Origin of the sequence: Vibrio proteolyticus NBRC 13287 (assembly GCF_000467125.1) — a bacterium.
Taxonomy (GTDB): Bacteria; Pseudomonadota; Gammaproteobacteria; order Enterobacterales; family Vibrionaceae; genus Vibrio; species Vibrio proteolyticus.
This window is the reverse complement of record NZ_BATJ01000011.1, coordinates 45292-62246: the sequence shown is the minus strand read 5'-3', so window position 1 is coordinate 62246 and position 16955 is coordinate 45292. Positions and strand designations below refer to the sequence as shown.

Annotated in this window: 16 protein-coding genes; 6 read left to right on the top strand and 10 right to left on the bottom strand. The window is 51.8% G+C overall.

Annotated elements, in window-relative coordinates; all coding sequences use genetic code 11:
• Positions 1-163 precede the first annotated feature (163 nt).
• The 5 genes from VPR01S_RS14180 to VPR01S_RS14160 form a co-directional block, all read right to left on the bottom strand.
• Entirely contained in the window at positions 164-1078 is a 915-nt protein-coding gene (locus VPR01S_RS14180) for a LysR family transcriptional regulator (RefSeq protein WP_021706037.1), read from the bottom strand.
• A 27-nt stretch (positions 1079-1105) separates the two neighbouring features.
• Positions 1106-2113 (bottom strand): substrate-binding domain-containing protein, encoded by a 1008-nt coding sequence (locus tag VPR01S_RS14175; protein WP_040902829.1) that lies wholly within the window; start codon positions 2111-2113, stop codon positions 1106-1108.
• A 133-nt stretch (positions 2114-2246) separates the two neighbouring features.
• A complete protein-coding gene (locus tag VPR01S_RS14170; protein ID WP_021706035.1) occupies positions 2247-3770 on the bottom strand; it encodes a DHA2 family efflux MFS transporter permease subunit in 1524 nt (507 codons plus the stop codon).
• Between the two features lie 12 nt (positions 3771-3782).
• Positions 3783-4847 (bottom strand): HlyD family secretion protein, encoded by a 1065-nt coding sequence (locus tag VPR01S_RS14165; RefSeq protein WP_021706034.1) that lies wholly within the window; start codon positions 4845-4847, stop codon positions 3783-3785.
• Between the two features lie 14 nt (positions 4848-4861).
• Positions 4862-5281: a MarR family winged helix-turn-helix transcriptional regulator gene (locus VPR01S_RS14160; protein ID WP_021706033.1), complete on the bottom strand. Its 420-nt coding sequence runs from the start codon at positions 5279-5281 to the stop codon at positions 4862-4864.
• Between the two features lie 287 nt (positions 5282-5568).
• Here VPR01S_RS14160 and VPR01S_RS14155 point away from each other — a divergent pair, with 287 nt between their 5' ends.
• From VPR01S_RS14155 to VPR01S_RS14135, 5 genes are all read left to right on the top strand, one after another.
• On the top strand, positions 5569-6264 hold the full coding sequence (locus VPR01S_RS14155) for a CDP-alcohol phosphatidyltransferase family protein (protein WP_021706032.1): 696 nt from the start codon (positions 5569-5571) through the stop codon (positions 6262-6264).
• Positions 6257-7189: a phosphatidate cytidylyltransferase gene (locus VPR01S_RS14150; protein WP_021706031.1), complete on the top strand. Its 933-nt coding sequence runs from the start codon at positions 6257-6259 to the stop codon at positions 7187-7189. The genes VPR01S_RS14155 and VPR01S_RS14150 overlap by 8 nt, the downstream gene beginning before the upstream one ends.
• Positions 7190-7196: 7 nt before the next feature.
• Positions 7197-7850 (top strand): lysophospholipid acyltransferase family protein, encoded by a 654-nt coding sequence (locus VPR01S_RS14145; RefSeq protein WP_021706030.1) that lies wholly within the window; start codon positions 7197-7199, stop codon positions 7848-7850.
• A 168-nt stretch (positions 7851-8018) separates the two neighbouring features.
• Positions 8019-8792 (top strand): outer membrane protein OmpV, encoded by a 774-nt coding sequence (gene ompV, locus VPR01S_RS14140; protein WP_021706029.1) that lies wholly within the window; start codon positions 8019-8021, stop codon positions 8790-8792.
• Between the two features lie 157 nt (positions 8793-8949).
• Complete coding sequence (locus VPR01S_RS14135; RefSeq protein WP_040902801.1) at positions 8950-9741, top strand: hypothetical protein; 792 nt, start codon at positions 8950-8952, stop codon at positions 9739-9741.
• A gap of 25 nt (positions 9742-9766) precedes the next feature.
• On the opposite strand, the gene VPR01S_RS14130 is transcribed toward VPR01S_RS14135, so the two are convergent.
• Positions 9767-10948: a M20 aminoacylase family protein gene (locus VPR01S_RS14130; RefSeq protein WP_021706027.1), complete on the bottom strand. Its 1182-nt coding sequence runs from the start codon at positions 10946-10948 to the stop codon at positions 9767-9769.
• Positions 10949-11094: 146 nt separating this feature from the next.
• Between VPR01S_RS14130 and VPR01S_RS14125 the strand changes: the two genes are divergently transcribed.
• The gene (locus tag VPR01S_RS14125; RefSeq protein ID WP_021706026.1) at positions 11095-12027 is read left to right on the top strand and encodes a LysR substrate-binding domain-containing protein; all 933 of its coding nucleotides are present in this window, start codon (positions 11095-11097) and stop codon (positions 12025-12027) included.
• A gap of 22 nt (positions 12028-12049) precedes the next feature.
• On the opposite strand, the gene VPR01S_RS21990 is transcribed toward VPR01S_RS14125, so the two are convergent.
• The 4 genes from VPR01S_RS21990 to malX form a co-directional block, all read right to left on the bottom strand.
• The gene (locus VPR01S_RS21990) at positions 12050-13171 is read right to left on the bottom strand and encodes an XAC2610-related protein (RefSeq protein ID WP_156008736.1); all 1122 of its coding nucleotides are present in this window, start codon (positions 13169-13171) and stop codon (positions 12050-12052) included.
• 104 nt (positions 13172-13275) lie between these two features.
• Positions 13276-13794: an Hcp family type VI secretion system effector gene (locus tag VPR01S_RS14115; RefSeq protein ID WP_021706024.1), complete on the bottom strand. Its 519-nt coding sequence runs from the start codon at positions 13792-13794 to the stop codon at positions 13276-13278.
• 247 nt (positions 13795-14041) lie between these two features.
• Positions 14042-15217, bottom strand: a complete 1176-nt coding sequence (locus VPR01S_RS14110) for a MalY/PatB family protein (protein WP_021706023.1) — start codon at positions 15215-15217, stop codon at positions 14042-14044.
• 71 nt (positions 15218-15288) lie between these two features.
• Positions 15289-16863, bottom strand: coding sequence for a maltose/glucose-specific PTS transporter subunit IIBC (gene malX / locus VPR01S_RS14105; protein ID WP_021706022.1), 1575 nt, complete (start codon positions 16861-16863; stop codon positions 15289-15291).
• Positions 16864-16955 lie beyond the last annotated feature (92 nt).

Here is a 16955-nt window from a genome sequence, read left to right as displayed (position 1 = left end):
TTAACTGATACGTCTGGCCAGACGGAATAATTGAAACGTCAGATTGGTAAGATATAAAGCAACTCTTCTCTTCTGTGGTTTCAAGATTATCGTGCAGTAAGAAAAGAGAACAGGTAATTGAGATATTCATTTTTGAATATCTTATTAAGCAAATCCATGCACCTTACTGGGCAAATACCTGCTGTAGGACTTGATGGAGGTACTGATGCAACGGATGATTTCGGTAGACCTGTAAATATCCTCCGGATACAACAAAATGGCTGAACTCCCGATTGACAGGCGGCATGGTATAAGACGCCAGTTCGGGCATCAGGCGGGCTGAGCTGTTGCTGGCAAACATGATCGCATTGGTTTCCAGCAACATCTGACACGCGACCCGTAGATTATAAGACTTCAACACCACATCCGGCTCGTACCCCATGCGCTGGTATTCAGACTCGACCGTACACAGTGGTTTGTACGACGCTGGAGCTGGCAATGAGACCAGTGGCAAACTCGCCACTGTTTCCCAGTCGTTGGTTTCGCTCAGAGTGGGGTGATTTTTCCGAGCCAGTATGACTCTTTTTTCACTGAACAACGGACGCATGTAAATGTCTTTTGCGATGTCAGTTTCCTGATCGAGGATGCAGTAGTCGTGAACCCCTTCCAGCATTTCATCCTGGCTGTAGGCTGTCCAGCTGGCGAAGGTAAACGTGGCCTGAGGAAATGCCTGATAGCAACAGGTCAGCAAGGTCTGGCCTTGCTCGTCCATCAAATACGGATCCACCACCAGCGAGATATGACCGGTATAACGCTCGGGATCAAACTCCTCAAATTCGAGCAGCACTTTTTCCAATGGCGCCAGCATGTTGTCAAACTCAGCCGCCAGACGCACCGCCATCGGCGACGGCTCCACGCCGTGCGCTTTGCGCACAAACAACGGGTCATTGAACACCTGTTTGAGCTTCATCACTCCTCGACTGGCACTGGGCTGAGAAATACCCAACTGCATCGCGGCCAGTTTAATGCTCTTGTTATCGACCACCGCTTTGAGTAAGCGCATCAGATCGAGATCCAAATTGTCCAACTGATGTGACATCACACTCCCTCACAATCCCGCAGCGGCTCAGACGCTGTCACCATCGGTAATTCGGTAACCAATATCCACCCGACACTGCTCAGGCCGTGTCCCTTTGAGCGCGGCAATCAGCAGTTCCGCACTTCGCTCACCGATCTCGTAACGCGGAGTATCCACACTGGTGAGCTTTGGCCGGATACTTTGGCCGATGTCCAGCGCGTTGTAGCCAACGACCGACAGTTGTGCCGGCACCTCCATCCCCCGCTGCTGCGCAGACAAAATGGTGCCGATGGCGATATCGTCGTTGGTGCAGAACACACCGTCTAGTTGCGGATACTGTTGCAGCGCCGTATCCAACAAGGTTTGCGCCAAAGAGAAGCTCGAATGGTCCCCCGTCAGTATGTGTTTTGGGGTCAGCCCGGCTTCCTGCATCGCTTGATCGTAGCCCTGCATCCGCAGTTTGGTCCGGGTATCCAGCCGCGCGCCAAAATACACGATGGTGCGCTTACCCGCCGCCAGCATCTGTTTTACCGCCTGATAGGACGCGTCGACGTGGTTCATTCCCACGGCCATATCAATCGGATGCTCCGGCAGCTCCATGGTTTCAACCACAGGCACACCGGCGCTCTGGATCATCTGCAAGGTGCGTTTGGTGTGGTGGCTTTCGGTCAGAATAAGGCCGTCAACCTGATACGACAACAGCGACGCAATTTTGCGCTCCTCTTCGTCCTGATCGTAACTGAAGTGGGCAATCAGCGTTTCGTATCCGTTGGCGTTGGTCACCGATTCAATTCCCTGTACGAATGAGGCAAAAATCTGGTTGGACAAAGAAGGCAGCAAAATCCCAATGGCTTTACTGGATGACTTTGACAACATCGCCGGCGCGCGGTTCTCGATGTAGCCCATCTCTTCAATCACCCTGGCAATTTTTTCGCGGGTTTTCTCAGCCACCGATTCGGGATTACGCATATAGCGCGATACGGTCATTTTCGTGACGCCAACCTGATCGGCGACATCTTGCAGTGTGGTGCGGGTTTTCTTGTTTGCTTGCGCCATAAACGTGTGAATTATCAGTAATGTTACATGTAACATTATGAACAATCCCCCTTAACGACACAACTCTCACGTTACCTTCAGGCAAATAAAAACCCGGCCTAAGCCGGGTTTTACTGACAAGGTGCCGCTCGTATTACGCTCTGCGCTGGGGTTTACTCAATAGCCCCAGCAACGGAAACATCGCCAGCACCACAAACATCATGAACCGAAAATCCTGCAGATACCCGAGAATAGCCGCCTGACGGGTGACTTCTGTGTTGACGCTGACCAAACCGATGTCCGAGTGAATGTTGTACATACCATGTTGCATCGCCTGTTGCAGGCCTGTATTAAACGGCGTGATGTACTCTGAAAATACCGCATGATTGATCTGCATCCGATGCGATAAGTAAGTGGTCACAATCGAAATACCGATACTGCTGCCGATGTTACGAATCAAGCTGAACAGCGCCGTACCTTCATTACGAAACGATGCCGGCAGCGTTGAGAACGTCAGCGTAGACAGCGGCACAAACGTCAACCCCAGCCCCAAGCCTTGTACAATCCCGGTCCGGATGATGTCCCATTTGGTCACATCGACCGAAAACAGTGTCATCTCCCACAACGACACGATCATCAGCAGCAAACCGATAGCAATCACGTAACGCAGGTCAACTTTATTGGCAATCCGGCCGACAATCATCATTCCTGCCATGGTGCCAAAACCGCGTGGGGTCAGCAAAATACCGACATCAATCACCGGATAATTCATCAATCCCTGCAAAAACGGCGGCAGCAGTGCCATGGTCGCCAGCAGGATCACCCCGAGCATAAAGCCAAATAACAACCCGACGCTGAAATTTCGGTCCCTGAACATTTGCGGTTCCAGGAACGGCTTACGAGCCGTAAACATATGAGCGATAAACAGATACATGGTTAAGCCGGCCAGCGCCGCCTCAAGCACTATCTCCATGCTCTCAAACCAGTTTTGCGACTCCCCCCGGTCAAGAAACATCTGCAGACTGCCGATCGCCAGACTGAGCAAAGCAAAACCGAACAGATCAAAACGACGCTTGGGATCCAACTCCGTCTCTTTGACGAAGGCTGAGATCCCCATCCAGGCCAGAATGCCAAACGGGATATTGATGTAAAACACCCAGCGCCAGTTGTAATATTCGGTCAGCCAGCCGCCCAGCGAGGGGCCGAGGATAGGCCCGACCATCACGCCGACGCCCCACATCGCCATCGCCGACCCGTGTTGTTCACGCGGGTACGTGTCCAACAGCACCGACTGAGACAGCGGCACCAGACTGGCCCCAAATATCCCCTGTAACAAACGGAACAGCACGATTTGTTCCAGTGACTGCGCCGCACCACACAACATCGACGCGACCGTAAAACCAATCACTGAGTAGCTAAACAGACGTTTGCGCCCGATTCGCGCGGCAACAAAACCGGTCAACGGCATCGCAATCGCGGCTGCCACGATGTAAGACGTCAGTACCCAGGAGATCTGATCCTGTGTTGCTCCCATCGCACCTCGCATATGGGGCAACGCTACATTGGCAATGGTGGTATCCAATGCCTGCATAATGGTGGCGAGCATCACCGACAGGGTGACAAATCCGCGTTTGGCTATATCGCCCTGTTCCACAGGAGCGCGTTCAGCAACAGCCATGTGCCCTCCTTATCAGAGCGAAAGCTCGCGATGATGCTGGGTGTCCACCGTCACCACCGCACTCAAACCAGCACGCAGCGTGGGTGCATCTTGAGCATCTTCAATCTGGATACGGACAGGAACCCGCTGAGTAATCTTAACCCAGTTACCGGTGGCGTTCTGAGCCGGAATAACCGAAAACTCCGCTCCCGTGGCAGGGCTCAGACTGGCCACTTTGCCATGCCAGGTATAATCCGGTGCATAATCAACGTTGATTTCCACCTCCTGTCCCTGACGAATGTTCGTCAGCTCTTTTTCAGTAAAGTTGGCTTCGACCCAGAGGTGCGAATCGGCCACCAGAACCATTGCGATCGTGCCCGGAGAGGCGTACTCCCCTTTCTCTATCACTTTGCTCACCACCCCGTCGGCCGGCGCATACACATTCACGTGCTTCAGATCGTTTTCTGCTTTCGCCAGATCGGCCTGCGCTTTCTTATAGTGTGGGTTGGTTTCGATCGGTGCCCGAATGTCGCCGCCGTAGCTGGCTTCTACCTGTTTGAGTTGTTTTTGTAAGGTGTTGACTTCCAGCTCCATCAACAGCGTTTTCTGATGCGCCGCATCGTACTGTGAGTCTGAGCTGTAACCGTTTTTCTTCAGGTTCGCCTGACGCTTTTCTTCACGTTTGGCGTACGCCAACTGACTGCGTGAGGTGTCAATGTTGGCCAACTTGCTGTCATATTCGGCTTTGGTGGTATTGAGGTCCACTGCCGTACTCTTCAGGTTTGCCTGTGCCTGGGCAACCGCTATCTCATAAGGTTCGGGATCAATCTGGAACAAGAGATCGCCGGCTTTCACTGGTTGATTTTCATCCACCGGCACATTGATGATCCGGCCGGACACTTCTGCGTTGATCAGCGTTTTGTCGGCTTTGACGTACGCGTTGTCGGTTTCCACATAGCGGCCACCATGCATGTAAATGCCCACTGACGCCGCAATGGCGATGGCTGGGACGACCAACAACAGCATCAGACGTTTTTTCTTGTGATTTTTGGGCGCAAGCTGACTGGCTTCGGGATTTGTTGTCACTGGTTGAGACATGTCATTTTCCTCACTTACTTCGCGAGATTGTGGTGAATTCGGTTGAGTGTGCGAATAAACTGGTTTTTCTCTTCTTCACTCAGGCCCTCGAGTGCATCCGCCCAGATGGTATTGCCAACCGAACTGATGATGGCCAGTTGCTCACTGGCGGCAGGCTTGAGGTACAACAAATGGGCGCGGCGGTCATTGGGGTTAGGACGCCGCTCGACTAGGCCCTCGCTGACCAGTTGGTCAATTACCCGCACGACACTCATGGGTTTGATCTCTAACAGATCCGCTAGTTCGACCTGTTTGATGCCTTCGTGACGTGAAATCAGGTTCAGCGCTTTCGCTTGTGAAAGCGTCATGGCCTGAATATTAGGGTCTTGATGAAAACGCTTGCGGATCAAGCGCCATACATCCGAAAGCAAATACCCCACATGAATCTGTCCCATGATCGCCACCTGTAATGAATAAGAAACGTGATTAACTTCACACCAAATAGTAAGCCTGACTTACTATATGTCAAGTTTACTTTTCTTCACAAAAAGGGGAAACGGCAAGTATCAATCTTAAGACGATGGATTTCATCACAAAAATTACGCAGCCGTGGCGGCATCACTGCCACGACTTATTCCGAATTTGTACAACAAAGCGACAAAAATAATGTTTTTGAATGCACTTATTCTCATATAATGCAGCGCACTTATTTTAATTATTTCTCAATGTCTGTGAGGCTTATATGGATAACCAGCCAGATTCGGATGCAAACCGCCGGCCGTTGGCCGTGCGCGATGTGGCCCTAACCCGACGAGTCGCCGTATGGCTCAGTCGCAAAAACATCACTCCGAATCACATCTCTCTGATGAGCATCGTTTTTGCGCTGCTCGGTGCCGCCACTCTGGTGGCCTATGATAACGGACACCATGCGCTCTGGTTGCTCGCTGCCGCCGCATGCATCCAACTACGGCTATTGTGTAATCTGTTTGATGGCATGGTCGCGGTCGAAGGCGGGAAAAAAACGCCGGCTGGTGAACTGTTTAACGACGTGCCGGATCGGATCGCCGATCCTCTGTTTATTGTGGCTGCCGGGTTGGCGGCTCAGTCGGAGTTTGCCATGTCTTTGGCGTGGCTGGCCGCGTTACTCGCGGTGCTGACTGCTTACGTCCGGGTACTGGGTGTGAGTATGGGCTGCGACGCCGATTTCAGAGGCCCGATGGCCAAACAGCACCGTATGGCGCTGTTGACAATCACTTTGATGCTGCTGTTCGTTCATCACCAATTCGCACTTCTTCCAGCTTGGTTTGGCTATTTAATGGACGCAGCACTGACAGTAATGGTGGTGGGAGCGATTATCACCACCTGGCGCCGTCTAAGTGGCATCTTCCATGCGAAAGCCCATCAGGCCGCAGCACAGGAGACGAATACCCATGACTAAGATCCCATCTCATTCTCTGTATCTGATGATCGCTATCCTCGGTGTGCTGATCATCGGCACTCTGGTATATCTGTGGCTATCTCGCCGCCATCAAGACCGTGACTACCTTGAACTCAAGCTGCGTATCCGCTCTTGGTGGTGGATGATTGGTATCATTTTTGTGGTGCTTTACCTGCCGCTGCACTACACCTTGTTCTTTGTCGGCTTTCTCAGTTTTATGGCCCTGAAGGAGTTCCTCTCGATTGTGCCTACCCGCATGACCGACCGACGGGTGATCTTCTGGGCGTACCTTGCCATTCCTTTCCAGTATTACTGGCTGGCGATTGGTTGGTATGGCATGTTCATCATTTTCATTCCCGTCTACGTCTTCTTATACCTGCCAATGGTGATGGTGCTGATTGGTGACACCAAAGGATTTATCCGTTCAGCTGGCATCATTCACTGGGCATTGATGCTGACGGTGTTCTGTATCAGCCACATGGCCTACCTGTTGGTGCTGCCAGATCTGAATCCGAATGCAGGCTCAATGGGCATGCTGCTATTTTTGCTGGTCTTCACTCAGTTCAATGACGTTTGTCAGTATGTATGGGGTAAATCTTTCGGCAAACATAAGATCGTGCCAAAAGTGAGCCCGAACAAGACCTGGGAAGGGTTTATCGGCGGTGCTGCCACCGTGATCACCGCGGCCTACTTTATCGCGCCCTACCTGACCCCGCTTAATTCTGTGCAAGGTTTGGTGGCCGGCGTGATCATCGCGTTCAGTGGTTTTATCGGTGATCTGGTGATTTCCTCGGTCAAGCGGGATCTGCAAATCAAGGACACCAGCCAGTTCATTCCTGGTCACGGTGGCATATTAGACAGGATCGACAGCCTGATGTTTACCGCACCGCTATTTTTCCATTACATTTACTATCTCTACTACTGAGGCGCGTATGGCAACGATTCCGAAAATGTTGTTTGTGCTGCTGATTGTCAAGCCACTGGTGTTTATCGGCCTCGGTCTGAATATCATTCAGCGCCAGAACCTGCCCACACACGGGCCGGTGATTGTGGCCGCGAACCACAACAGCCACCTGGACACCTTAGTGTTGCTGGCGTTATTTCCAATCAGCATGGTTCACAAGGTACGCCCGGTCGCAGCCGCCGATTACTTTCTGGCGAATAAACTGATCGCCTGGCTGTCATTAAACGTGATTGGCATCATTCCTATCCGCCGCTCTCCGACCCGGGAGCAGCGAGATGCCATATTCGACCAGTGCCACCAGGCGCTGCGTAACGGCGACATTCTGATCATTTTCCCGGAAGGCAGCCGCGGCGAGCCGGAAATCATGAGCGGCTTGAAAAAAGGCATCTATCACTTACTCAGACAGCACGAACAGTGCAGTGTCACACCAGTGGTGATGCGCGGTCTCGGCCGCTCACTGCCAAAAGGCACCGCAATGCTGGTCCCATTCAATTGTGACGTGGTCATCGGTGAACCGATCCGCCATTTTGAGGATGCCAGTCACTTCATTCAAACCATGCAGAACTGCTATCAGCAACTGACTCAACACTGCATTACTCAAACCGCCGATTTCATCGACTAAACAACCGGGAGTTCAGGCTCCCGGCCTTTCTCTGACCGTCGATCAGACACATTCTGACTGTTCTTCGGCTTACAGCATACATATCCATACACAACCCGACAGACGTTGATCCTTTTATTTTGTACAGTGTTCAAAACAAATCACCTGAACACAATAAAGGTAAATCTGATGAAAAAGCTAGCACTCCTAATTTCAGCAACGTTACTTGCTAGTCACGCCTACGCGGGGGACACCTATATTCGCAACGGTAACATTTACACACACGAAGGCAGTTGGGTAGTCGGCGCAGGCGCCGCTTACAGCAACGACCTGTACAAGGGCCAGGACAAAAACTGGGCACCTATGCTGAACTTCGGTTACCACGGAGAAGATTTCAACGCTGACTTTGGCGGCGTGAACTACCGCTTCTTCGGGAACAATGACGATCTGCTGAACCTGAGCGCCTATTTGGGCACCAGCGGCCTGATGTACGAAGCCAAAGACGCCGACGTACTGAAAGGCATGTCAGACCGTAAACTCAGCCTGGACATGGGCCTGAACGCCGACGTTAAACTGGGCGATGGCACGGTCTCAACCTTCTATCAACATGATGTTTCGGGCCGTTATAAAGGCTTCCTGACTGGCGTAAAATACGCACACGTGATTGAACTGGGCTCTGTCGATTTCGTGCCATTTGCTGGTGTGACGTATCAGAGCAAAGATTACGTCGACTACTACTTTGGTGTTCGCGACAAAGAGCAGACAGCAACCCGCAAAGCGTACAAGGGCGATGGTACCTTCTCATATGGCGCTGGTTACCAGTTGGTAGTGCCAATCACCAAAAACCTTGAAGTCACACAGTCTGCCGCATACTCACGCCTGGGCTCTGAGATCTCTGACTCACCGTTGGTCGACAGCAAAAACCAATGGGCGGTTGGTGCAATGGTGAACTACCACTTCTAAGCACTATCTAATCGCGTCGATTTCAACCTTCTCCCCAGACCAAGTCCTGCCTGATTGGGGAGAAGGTTTTTTTATACCTGACGCAAAGGTCAGCGTCAGCGCATTCCGCTATCGGACGTGCTAGGATAAAAGTCTCAACACGGAATGTGAGCAGATTATGGTACCCCGACTTTTCTGGCGCTGGTCTTCAGGCGCATTTGCCCTGAGCGCGATACTGCTAGCCGCTGGCTGCAGCCAAACACCAGCGACGTCTTCCAGCGAGCCCACCGCATCACCCAACCAGATTGTGATCCGTCATGACGCTTTCGACTGGAGCGTCGCAACGTTAGGAAAAAGCGTTGACGAGATTGTGGATACTTATAATCTCAACGCCCGGGCGCTTGCCCCCGGAATCGTCATTGTCCCGGACAAGCTCCAGAGGCAAAGCATGCAGGACTACCTGAAAACGCTTTCTCAAGAGGAAGCACAGGAAATCCAAGACTGGTTTGACAGCAATCCCCCCGCCGATGACAGCATTGCGGCGGCGGTCGGCGCATACGAAGTGTCGGATCTTGCTTACATGTACGACCAAATGGGCGGAACGTTCCGGGTTTATCGTTACCACTATCCGGATCACTTCATGAGTCTGATGGTATCGAGCATTGAAAATACTGACGGCAAGGATCAGGTCTATAAACTGGCGCTAGATATTGATATCCCGGCATACCAAGCCCGTTATCAGGGCGACAGAGACGCCATCGCCGATATGGTGCTGGCAGAATGTTTATGGCTCAACGCAGTTATCCCGACACTGAACTTTGAACTGCTGCGCGATACCATTTCACAAGGCTTCCGCTCCATGAGTGAACAGCAGCCTTATGAAACGGTGTTGGAAGGTGTGCGGATAACCAAAACCGCCAGCCTGCGCCGGCACATGTTGTTTATCCTGGAGCCAGAAGGCAATCCCTGAAAGATAGCGCCAGCAGGTTCTGGCGTTATGCGGCGGTGAGTTCTCGTTTCACCAGTTCTACAAATAAAGATGCGCCGGTTGGAATAATGGCGTCATTAAAGTCATAGCCAGGGTTGTGCACGCAGACGCCGCCTTTCTGGCCTTCTTCACCGTTGCCCAGGAACAAATAACAGCCCGGCACTTTTTGAAGCATAAAAGAGAAGTCTTCACTGCCCGAAAGCGGGACACAATGATCATCGACATTCTCTTCCCCCACCAAAGCCTTTGCCACATCAGCCGCCAGTTGCGTCGGCTGAGCATGATTAACCGTCGCCGGATAACTGCCCGGCAGAATCGTGAATGTGGCCTCAGCCCCATACACCGCAGCCGCGGTTTGTACGATATGACCGAGTTTTTCTACCGCCAGTTGACGCACACTGTCATCAAACGCCCGAATGCAGCCCTTTAAGCTGGCGGTATCCGGAATCACATTGTGTGTCCCTGACCCAGCGTGTACATCCGTGAACGACACCACAGCTGCGTCGAGCGGCGATATATTTCGTCCTACAATCGACTGTGCGCTCAGAATGATGTTACTCAGCGCCAACGTGGGGTCAACCGAAAACTGAGGCATCGCCGCATGACCGCCTTTGCCACGAATGTCGATCACAAAGCGATCCGAACTGGCCATCATCGGCCCTTCACGCAGCCAGATATGTCCGGCAGGAATGCCCGGCATGTTGTGCATGCCATACACACGATCACATGGAAAACGCTCAAACAGACCGTCTTTGATCATGGCGTCAGCGCCGGCTTGTCCCTCTTCTGCCGGCTGAAAAATAAAGTGTACGGTGCCACTGAAATCACGATGCTGGGACAGATACCAGGCCGCGGCCAGCAACATGGTGGTGTGCCCGTCATGACCACAACCATGCATCTTGCCCGGATGCTGAGATGCGTGGCCGAAGTGATTCATTTCTTGCATTGGCAGCGCGTCCATATCCGCGCGCAGGCCGATTGCCCGAGCTGATGGCGTACACCCTTTTAAGACACCGACCACACCTGTTTTGGCGATCCCGGTGTGTACTTCATCCAATCCCCACTCACGTAACTTCGCCGCCACGAGCGCTGCTGTGCGCTGTTCCTCAAAACCCAGTTCTGGATGTTGGTGAATATCCTGGCGCCATCGAGTGAATATCTCATTTTGGTTTTTCAGCAGTTCAATCATCACTTTTCCTCACACTTGAGTATCAATCCATATCAAATTGTTATTCTTAAACCGAGTTGTTCGGGTGACTTCGCTTTCTTTTAATGTATATACTTTTCTCTGAAAGTTACGAATGACTTACCGCTATCAATGGATAACAAAATGTTATGGCTTACCGTGGATTTACCGACTCTCAGATAGAAGCCTTCATGTGGACCATGAAAACAGCCAGCGCGACCGAAGCGGCTGAAAAAATGCTGATCTCTCAGCCAGCCATCAGCCGCTTGCTCAAGCAACTGGAAGACCGGCTCGGGTTTGCGCTGTTTGAACGTCAGCATAATCGGCTGCTGCCGACCCGTCGGGGCACGCTGTTCTATCATGAGGTCGACAAGGTGTATCTTGGTCTTGCTCATCTGCGAGTGTTTGCCGACAAGCTCAAAGATCAACATGTTTCAGGTCAGTTAAGGATAGTCAGTATGCCGTCACTTGCCATCAGCCTACTGCCAGCACTGGCGATGGAGTTGGAACGAAGCTACCCGGATCTTGAGCTGGCGCTGTATTCTTATCGCTCATCACAAATCCCGGACGACATGATCGCTGGTCGATTTGATTTCGCGATCACGACCGACATGCGCCGCGATCCACGTTATCAGAGTCGCCACTATGCTCTGCCCTGCGTGTGCGCGCTGCCTGCCTCACACCCACTGACACAGCTAGACGTGATTGACTATCAGGATTTGAATGGTGAAGTTCTCATCTACGGCGAACCTCACGATCCGATTCGCCAGAAGATGCAGTTGACGTTAGACGAACTCAACGTTCATCCACGTAAAGTGTGGACAGTCTCGTTGCAGGATATGGCCATAAGGCTGGTCAAAAGCGGTACCGGAATTGCGGTCGGCAGCTGTTTATCGGCGCTGGACGCTAATGAGGCGGAGATTGCCATCCGCCCGCTACGCCATCCGGTGACGTATGAGATGCAGATTTTGCTGCCACTCGACAAAGACATCGACCCGCCCGTCGCGGCGATCAACACCCGGTTAATCGCGCTGCTGGAACAAAAAATTGAACTGAGTCAGCAACAGTTTTACCCGCGATAAAAAGCAAAAACACTCGAGACCGTTAGTTAAATTTCAGATTCGACACCGTAGCCTGTTTCAGGCGCGTCAAGGATCCGTTGCGACTGGTAACATCGCCGCGAAGAAAAAACGACTGTTGCCCTTGCTGTACGTCCACTCCCACTCGTTGTGGCTCATCGACTATGGTGTAACGCGTCTTGCCAAACTGAAAACTCAGTGCCTGGGGTCGGTAAACAAATCTGGCTGACTGCTCCAAAAATATTGGCCCGCTGTCTTGTTTATGTTCATCACTCTGCCAGTCCAGTAAGCGGTTGGCTGCCAGCTCAGCGCTGAATTCCACCCGTTGAGTGTCCGCATTGATCAACGCGTAATCGACTCTTTCATCGCTGATGTACACCACCACTTGCTTCTCCGGACTTTTCTGCAAACGAAAAGTCAGCACCGTCTGAGGCGTATCGTCCGGTGGTGCGAAGTCGTCCATCAGATAAAAAAGCGCCGTGGATGGGTTCTTTCCATCGCTATAGGTTGTGCGTGTGTAACGGGCGAAGGTCATGCCCACGGGTATCACAACCGTTGATTCGGCCAGAACCGGCGCCTGCGTTTCCGCTCGATAAACATCAAACTTATGCCAGCAACAGCCACTTTTGGTCATGGTGAACAAGGCTCTCTGCTGAGCATCAACCTTAAACATTCCGCAATATTGCGAAGCAAGAGCGCTGTATGCTTCGTTGTAGGAAAATGAACCGTCTTCACCGGCCAGATAAATCGAAAACGAAGGCCCGCCATAACAAGAATACCAACCTTGTTGCAGCGCGAAGTCTTTGCGTCCGTCCAGGTTGAGATCCTGATAGATCAAGGCACTTTGTTCACCGTAGGGGATCTGCAGGACATTGGTGTGTAAGGGCGTACTGAGATCCGATGGCAAGGCCAGTTGGTCAACCGAGTGCGTGATCACAGGCTGACCATCTTGATTGAAGACAGTAATAACACCAATATTTTCTGAGGTGAGATCCCGTTCAGACCGGCTTGCAACATCGAGTGTCAACTGAGCGGAATAGTCCGGAGAAAAGGTTTCAAACGCGTACGTGCTCGCGGCCATCGCCGCAGACATACCCGACATCCAGACAGAAACACATACAGCCAAACAGGATTTCCAGGAAAACATAAAACACCACACACAAAAACAATCACAAGGGATGAAGGCAACATTTCTACACACACAAAAAAGGCCAACATAATGTTGGCCTTTTTACTGACGCTAAGCTCAAATTACGCTTCGCGTGGAGCACGCCAGTCGTCGTTACCTGCAGTACCACAGTTTTCGTGAGTTACTTCGATTGCACGGTAAGTGAACTTCAGAACTTCTTCAGTCACACGGTCTGCAGTTGCAGCGTCTTGACAGTGGTTCATGCGAGTCTGGATGTCTACCAGCAGAGCATCAATCAGTTTGATCGTGTAGTAGTGCTCTTGCTTACCTTGTACAGAAGTACGGTAGAAACGGATCTGACACTCAGGCAGTTTCTCACCAGAAACCAGCGCGTTGAACAGTAGTGGAGAACAACGGTCTTGAACTTTAGTTACCACAACTGGTTTGTGAACACGCTGACCAGTTGGCTGACCGCTTTGTGGGTCACGTGGAATAGTCAGAACGTGATCCAGTTCTTGAACCAGGAACTCGTCAACGTGCGCTTCTTGCCAAGTGTTACCGACAGAATCTGCAGAGAAAGTATCTTTAGTAATGTGACCTTGAGTTTCGCCGTTGATAGTCATATAAGCTGGAGTTGGCATAGCAATTTCCTTGTGTTCTCTAGTATTGGATTGGGCTCGTTATGAGCTGCATACCATAGGTATATCAAGTACCATGCCAACTTTTTAAGTTGTTAAATTTCAATAATTTAAAGTAAAACAGGAAAAATAATCAACAAACATGACAACAATTTCTTGGTGGATTTACCAAAGTCTTGAACGAATCGACCAACTTTTTGTTTGTGGATGAATCATGGCAGTTTCTTTGATAGCCAGGACACACCCTCAGTCAGTATTGCTGGCGAATTGCGCCAATGAGCGCCGTTACGCCCGCTTCCACTTTGCTTCTCGGACAGCCGAGATTCAGGCGCACAAACCCTGAGCCACTCTGGCCGTAAACACTGCCCTGCATGATGGCAACGTTAAAGTCTTTAATTAAACACTGATTCAACTGATTCATGTCCAAATTCAATGACGACAAATCAATCCAGGCCAGATAGGTGGCCTGCGGTACTTGGTAGGCGACCGAAGGAAACGCGTCATTAAGCACCATGCTGACGTACTGATGGTTTGCGTGAACGTACTCACTTAATGCGTCTAACCAAGGTGCGCCATGTTGATACGCCGCCATGGTCGCGAGCACCCCCAGTATCGCGGGCGAAGACAAACCATCGACTTGTTTGAGGGTATACAAATAGCGGTCGCGGCTTTGCTGATCGGCAATGAACCCGTAAGCGCCCGTTAAGGCCGGAATGTTGAATGACTTACTGGCCGATGTGATCAATGCCCACGGCGACGTCATACCAAATCCTTGAAAAGGCGTGTGCGCTGCAAAGCTGACGTCCATGTGGATTTCATCGGAAATTACCGCCACCTGATGTTTCTCACACAGCTGCGCAAGCCTGGTTAACTCGTCACGCCGCCACACCCGCCCAGTCGGGTTGTGAGGACTGCACAATAAAAAAACACGGCTGTGCGGCTGAGATAGCTGCGCTTCGAGATCCGCCCAATCGATCTCATACCCGTTTGCGCCTTTTCGCAGGCGACTCGGGACGCAACTTCGGCCCAGGCCTTCGATCATACGTTCAAACGCATCGTAAGCCGGTGAGTGAAACACCACCCCATCACCGGGTTGGCTCCAGAGTCTGATCAGCTTAGAGATCATGTAGATAACCGATGGACCATAGACGATCATCTCCGGCTCCATGGTTGCGTCGAAACGCTGGTGAAACCAATGGATGATGGACGACTTAAAGTCGTCGTGGTTCCAGCGACTGTAGCCCAGTACCGGGTGATCAAGACGCTGTTTCAGTGCGGCGAGCACCGCCGGTGGCGACGCGAAATCCATGTCTGAAATCGTAAACGGCAGCAGCCCGGGCGTTCCAAAACGATCCTGCACATAGTCCCACTGAGTGCAGTACGTGCCCGTGCGGTCAATCGGTGTATCGAAATCAAAGTGTTGCATCGTTATGCCTCCTGAAGTAAACCTCCCTCAACCAGAGACGCAGGTCTGGCCGAGGGAGAACGAGTCTAGCCTCAACTGGCAGAAATGAGGGCCTGCATTTCATTTTTCACCAGGTGAACCTGAGTCCCGATCACCACCTGCAAATTGTGCTGGTCCAGTTTCACTACCCCCAGTGCACCATGGGCTTTGAGTTTGGCATCGTCCACCAGAGACATGTCTTTCACCGACAAGCGTAAACGGGTAATGCAGTTGTCCAGCGCACTGATGTTGTCTTTGCCACCCAGCGCGGCCAATACCGCAGCCCCTTTGCCTGATTCATTGATGAAAGTGGCTTCCAGCGCTTTATCCACTTCAGCCGTATCGACATCACGTCCGGGTGTTTTCAGGTTGAACTTGAGAATCGCGAAGCGGAACACCGAGTAGTACACCACAAACCAAATCGCAGCCACGACCGGCACCAGGTACCATTTCGTCGCAGTGCCCTGCAAGACTCCAAAGACCAGAAAATCAATTATGTTGCCGTCGGTGTTACCAATGGTCACGTCGAGCAAGCCCATCACCATAAAGCCCAGCCCGGTCAAAATGGCGTGGATCACATACAGCACCGGCGCCACAAACAAGAACAGAAATTCCAGAGGTTCGGTGATGCCCCCCACCACACACGCCACCACGCCAGAAATCAGCAGCGCCTTGATTTTATGACGGCTTTCCGGTTTCGCGCAGTGATACATTGCCAGAGCTGCACCAGGCAGACCGCCCAGGAACGTTGGCATCTTGCCCTGAGAAAGAAATGCTGTCACTTCCGGCGTAAAGCCCTGAGTGGTAGGACAGGACAGCTCAGCATAGAAAATATTTAATGCACCGGATACCGTGTGCCCACACACGTCCATGGTTCCCCCCGCTTCGGTAAAGCGGATCAGTGCCACCAGAATGTGGTGCAAGCCGATCGGCAGCAACAAACGTTCACCGGTCCCAAACAACATCGGGCCGAAGGCACCCGCCCCTTCTATTGCGTAACCGACCGCGTTGATACCCTGAGCGAAATATGGCCAGATAAACGGGATCACGACGCCGACCACTCCCAGCACGATCGCAGAGATGATCGGAACAAAGCGCGCGCCGCCAAAAAACGCCAGCGCGTCTGGCATTTTAAAGGTATAAAAACGCTGGTGAAGACGGGCGACGATCACCCCGACGATCACCGCACCCAAGATCCCGGTATCGATCGATTCAATACCGATTATGCTTTTCACGCCATACGCTTTGCGTTCCAGATCATCACTGAGCACACCGGCAACGGTCAGAAAGAAGTTGATTGCCAGGTTAAATGCCGCATAACCGACAAAACCGGCAAACGCCGCCACCCCTTTTTCTTCGCGGGCAAGGCCAAGCGGGATCGCGATGGCAAACATCACTGGTAAATAGATGAATGCCACCAGACCAATTTTGGTCATCCACATAAATAGGTATTGCAGCAGGGTATTGTCCAGTAATGGGATGGCTTCACGGATGGCGGCACTCGACAACGAACTGCCAATACCAAGCAATATCCCTGAAAACGCCAGCAGCGCAACGGGCAGCATGAACGTCTTACCTAAACTCTGTAAGAATTCCCACATGGTGGTTTTATTGGTGTTACCTGACATAACAACTCTCCGCGAGATGAAAACGTAGGGCATACGTCGCGTCTGTTTACAGAGCCTGAGCGGCGTATGAGGCTATTTTTTATGCGTTGAGT

Coding starts and splice junctions, on each gene's coding strand:
- VPR01S_RS14155 (WP_021706032.1), top strand. CDS start 5,569: ATGGATAACCAGCCAGATTCGGATGCAAACCGCCGGCCGTTGGCCGTG.
- VPR01S_RS14125 (WP_021706026.1), top strand. CDS start 11,095: ATGGCTTACCGTGGATTTACCGACTCTCAGATAGAAGCCTTCATGTGG.
- VPR01S_RS14115 (WP_021706024.1), bottom strand. CDS start 13,794: ATGCCAACTCCAGCTTATATGACTATCAACGGCGAAACTCAAGGTCAC.
- VPR01S_RS14135 (WP_040902801.1), top strand. CDS start 8,950: ATGGTACCCCGACTTTTCTGGCGCTGGTCTTCAGGCGCATTTGCCCTG.
- VPR01S_RS14160 (WP_021706033.1), bottom strand. CDS start 5,281: ATGGGACAGATTCATGTGGGGTATTTGCTTTCGGATGTATGGCGCTTG.
- VPR01S_RS14175 (WP_040902829.1), bottom strand. CDS start 2,113: ATGGCGCAAGCAAACAAGAAAACCCGCACCACACTGCAAGATGTCGCC.
- malX (WP_021706022.1), bottom strand. CDS start 16,863: ATGTCAGGTAACACCAATAAAACCACCATGTGGGAATTCTTACAGAGT.
- VPR01S_RS14180 (WP_021706037.1), bottom strand. CDS start 1,078: ATGTCACATCAGTTGGACAATTTGGATCTCGATCTGATGCGCTTACTC.
- VPR01S_RS14165 (WP_021706034.1), bottom strand. CDS start 4,847: ATGTCTCAACCAGTGACAACAAATCCCGAAGCCAGTCAGCTTGCGCCC.
- VPR01S_RS14145 (WP_021706030.1), top strand. CDS start 7,197: ATGGCAACGATTCCGAAAATGTTGTTTGTGCTGCTGATTGTCAAGCCA.
- VPR01S_RS14130 (WP_021706027.1), bottom strand. CDS start 10,948: ATGATTGAACTGCTGAAAAACCAAAATGAGATATTCACTCGATGGCGC.
- VPR01S_RS14150 (WP_021706031.1), top strand. CDS start 6,257: ATGACTAAGATCCCATCTCATTCTCTGTATCTGATGATCGCTATCCTC.
- ompV (WP_021706029.1), top strand. CDS start 8,019: ATGAAAAAGCTAGCACTCCTAATTTCAGCAACGTTACTTGCTAGTCAC.
- VPR01S_RS14170 (WP_021706035.1), bottom strand. CDS start 3,770: ATGGCTGTTGCTGAACGCGCTCCTGTGGAACAGGGCGATATAGCCAAA.
- VPR01S_RS14110 (WP_021706023.1), bottom strand. CDS start 15,217: ATGCAACACTTTGATTTCGATACACCGATTGACCGCACGGGCACGTAC.
- VPR01S_RS21990 (WP_156008736.1), bottom strand. CDS start 13,171: ATGTTTTCCTGGAAATCCTGTTTGGCTGTATGTGTTTCTGTCTGGATG.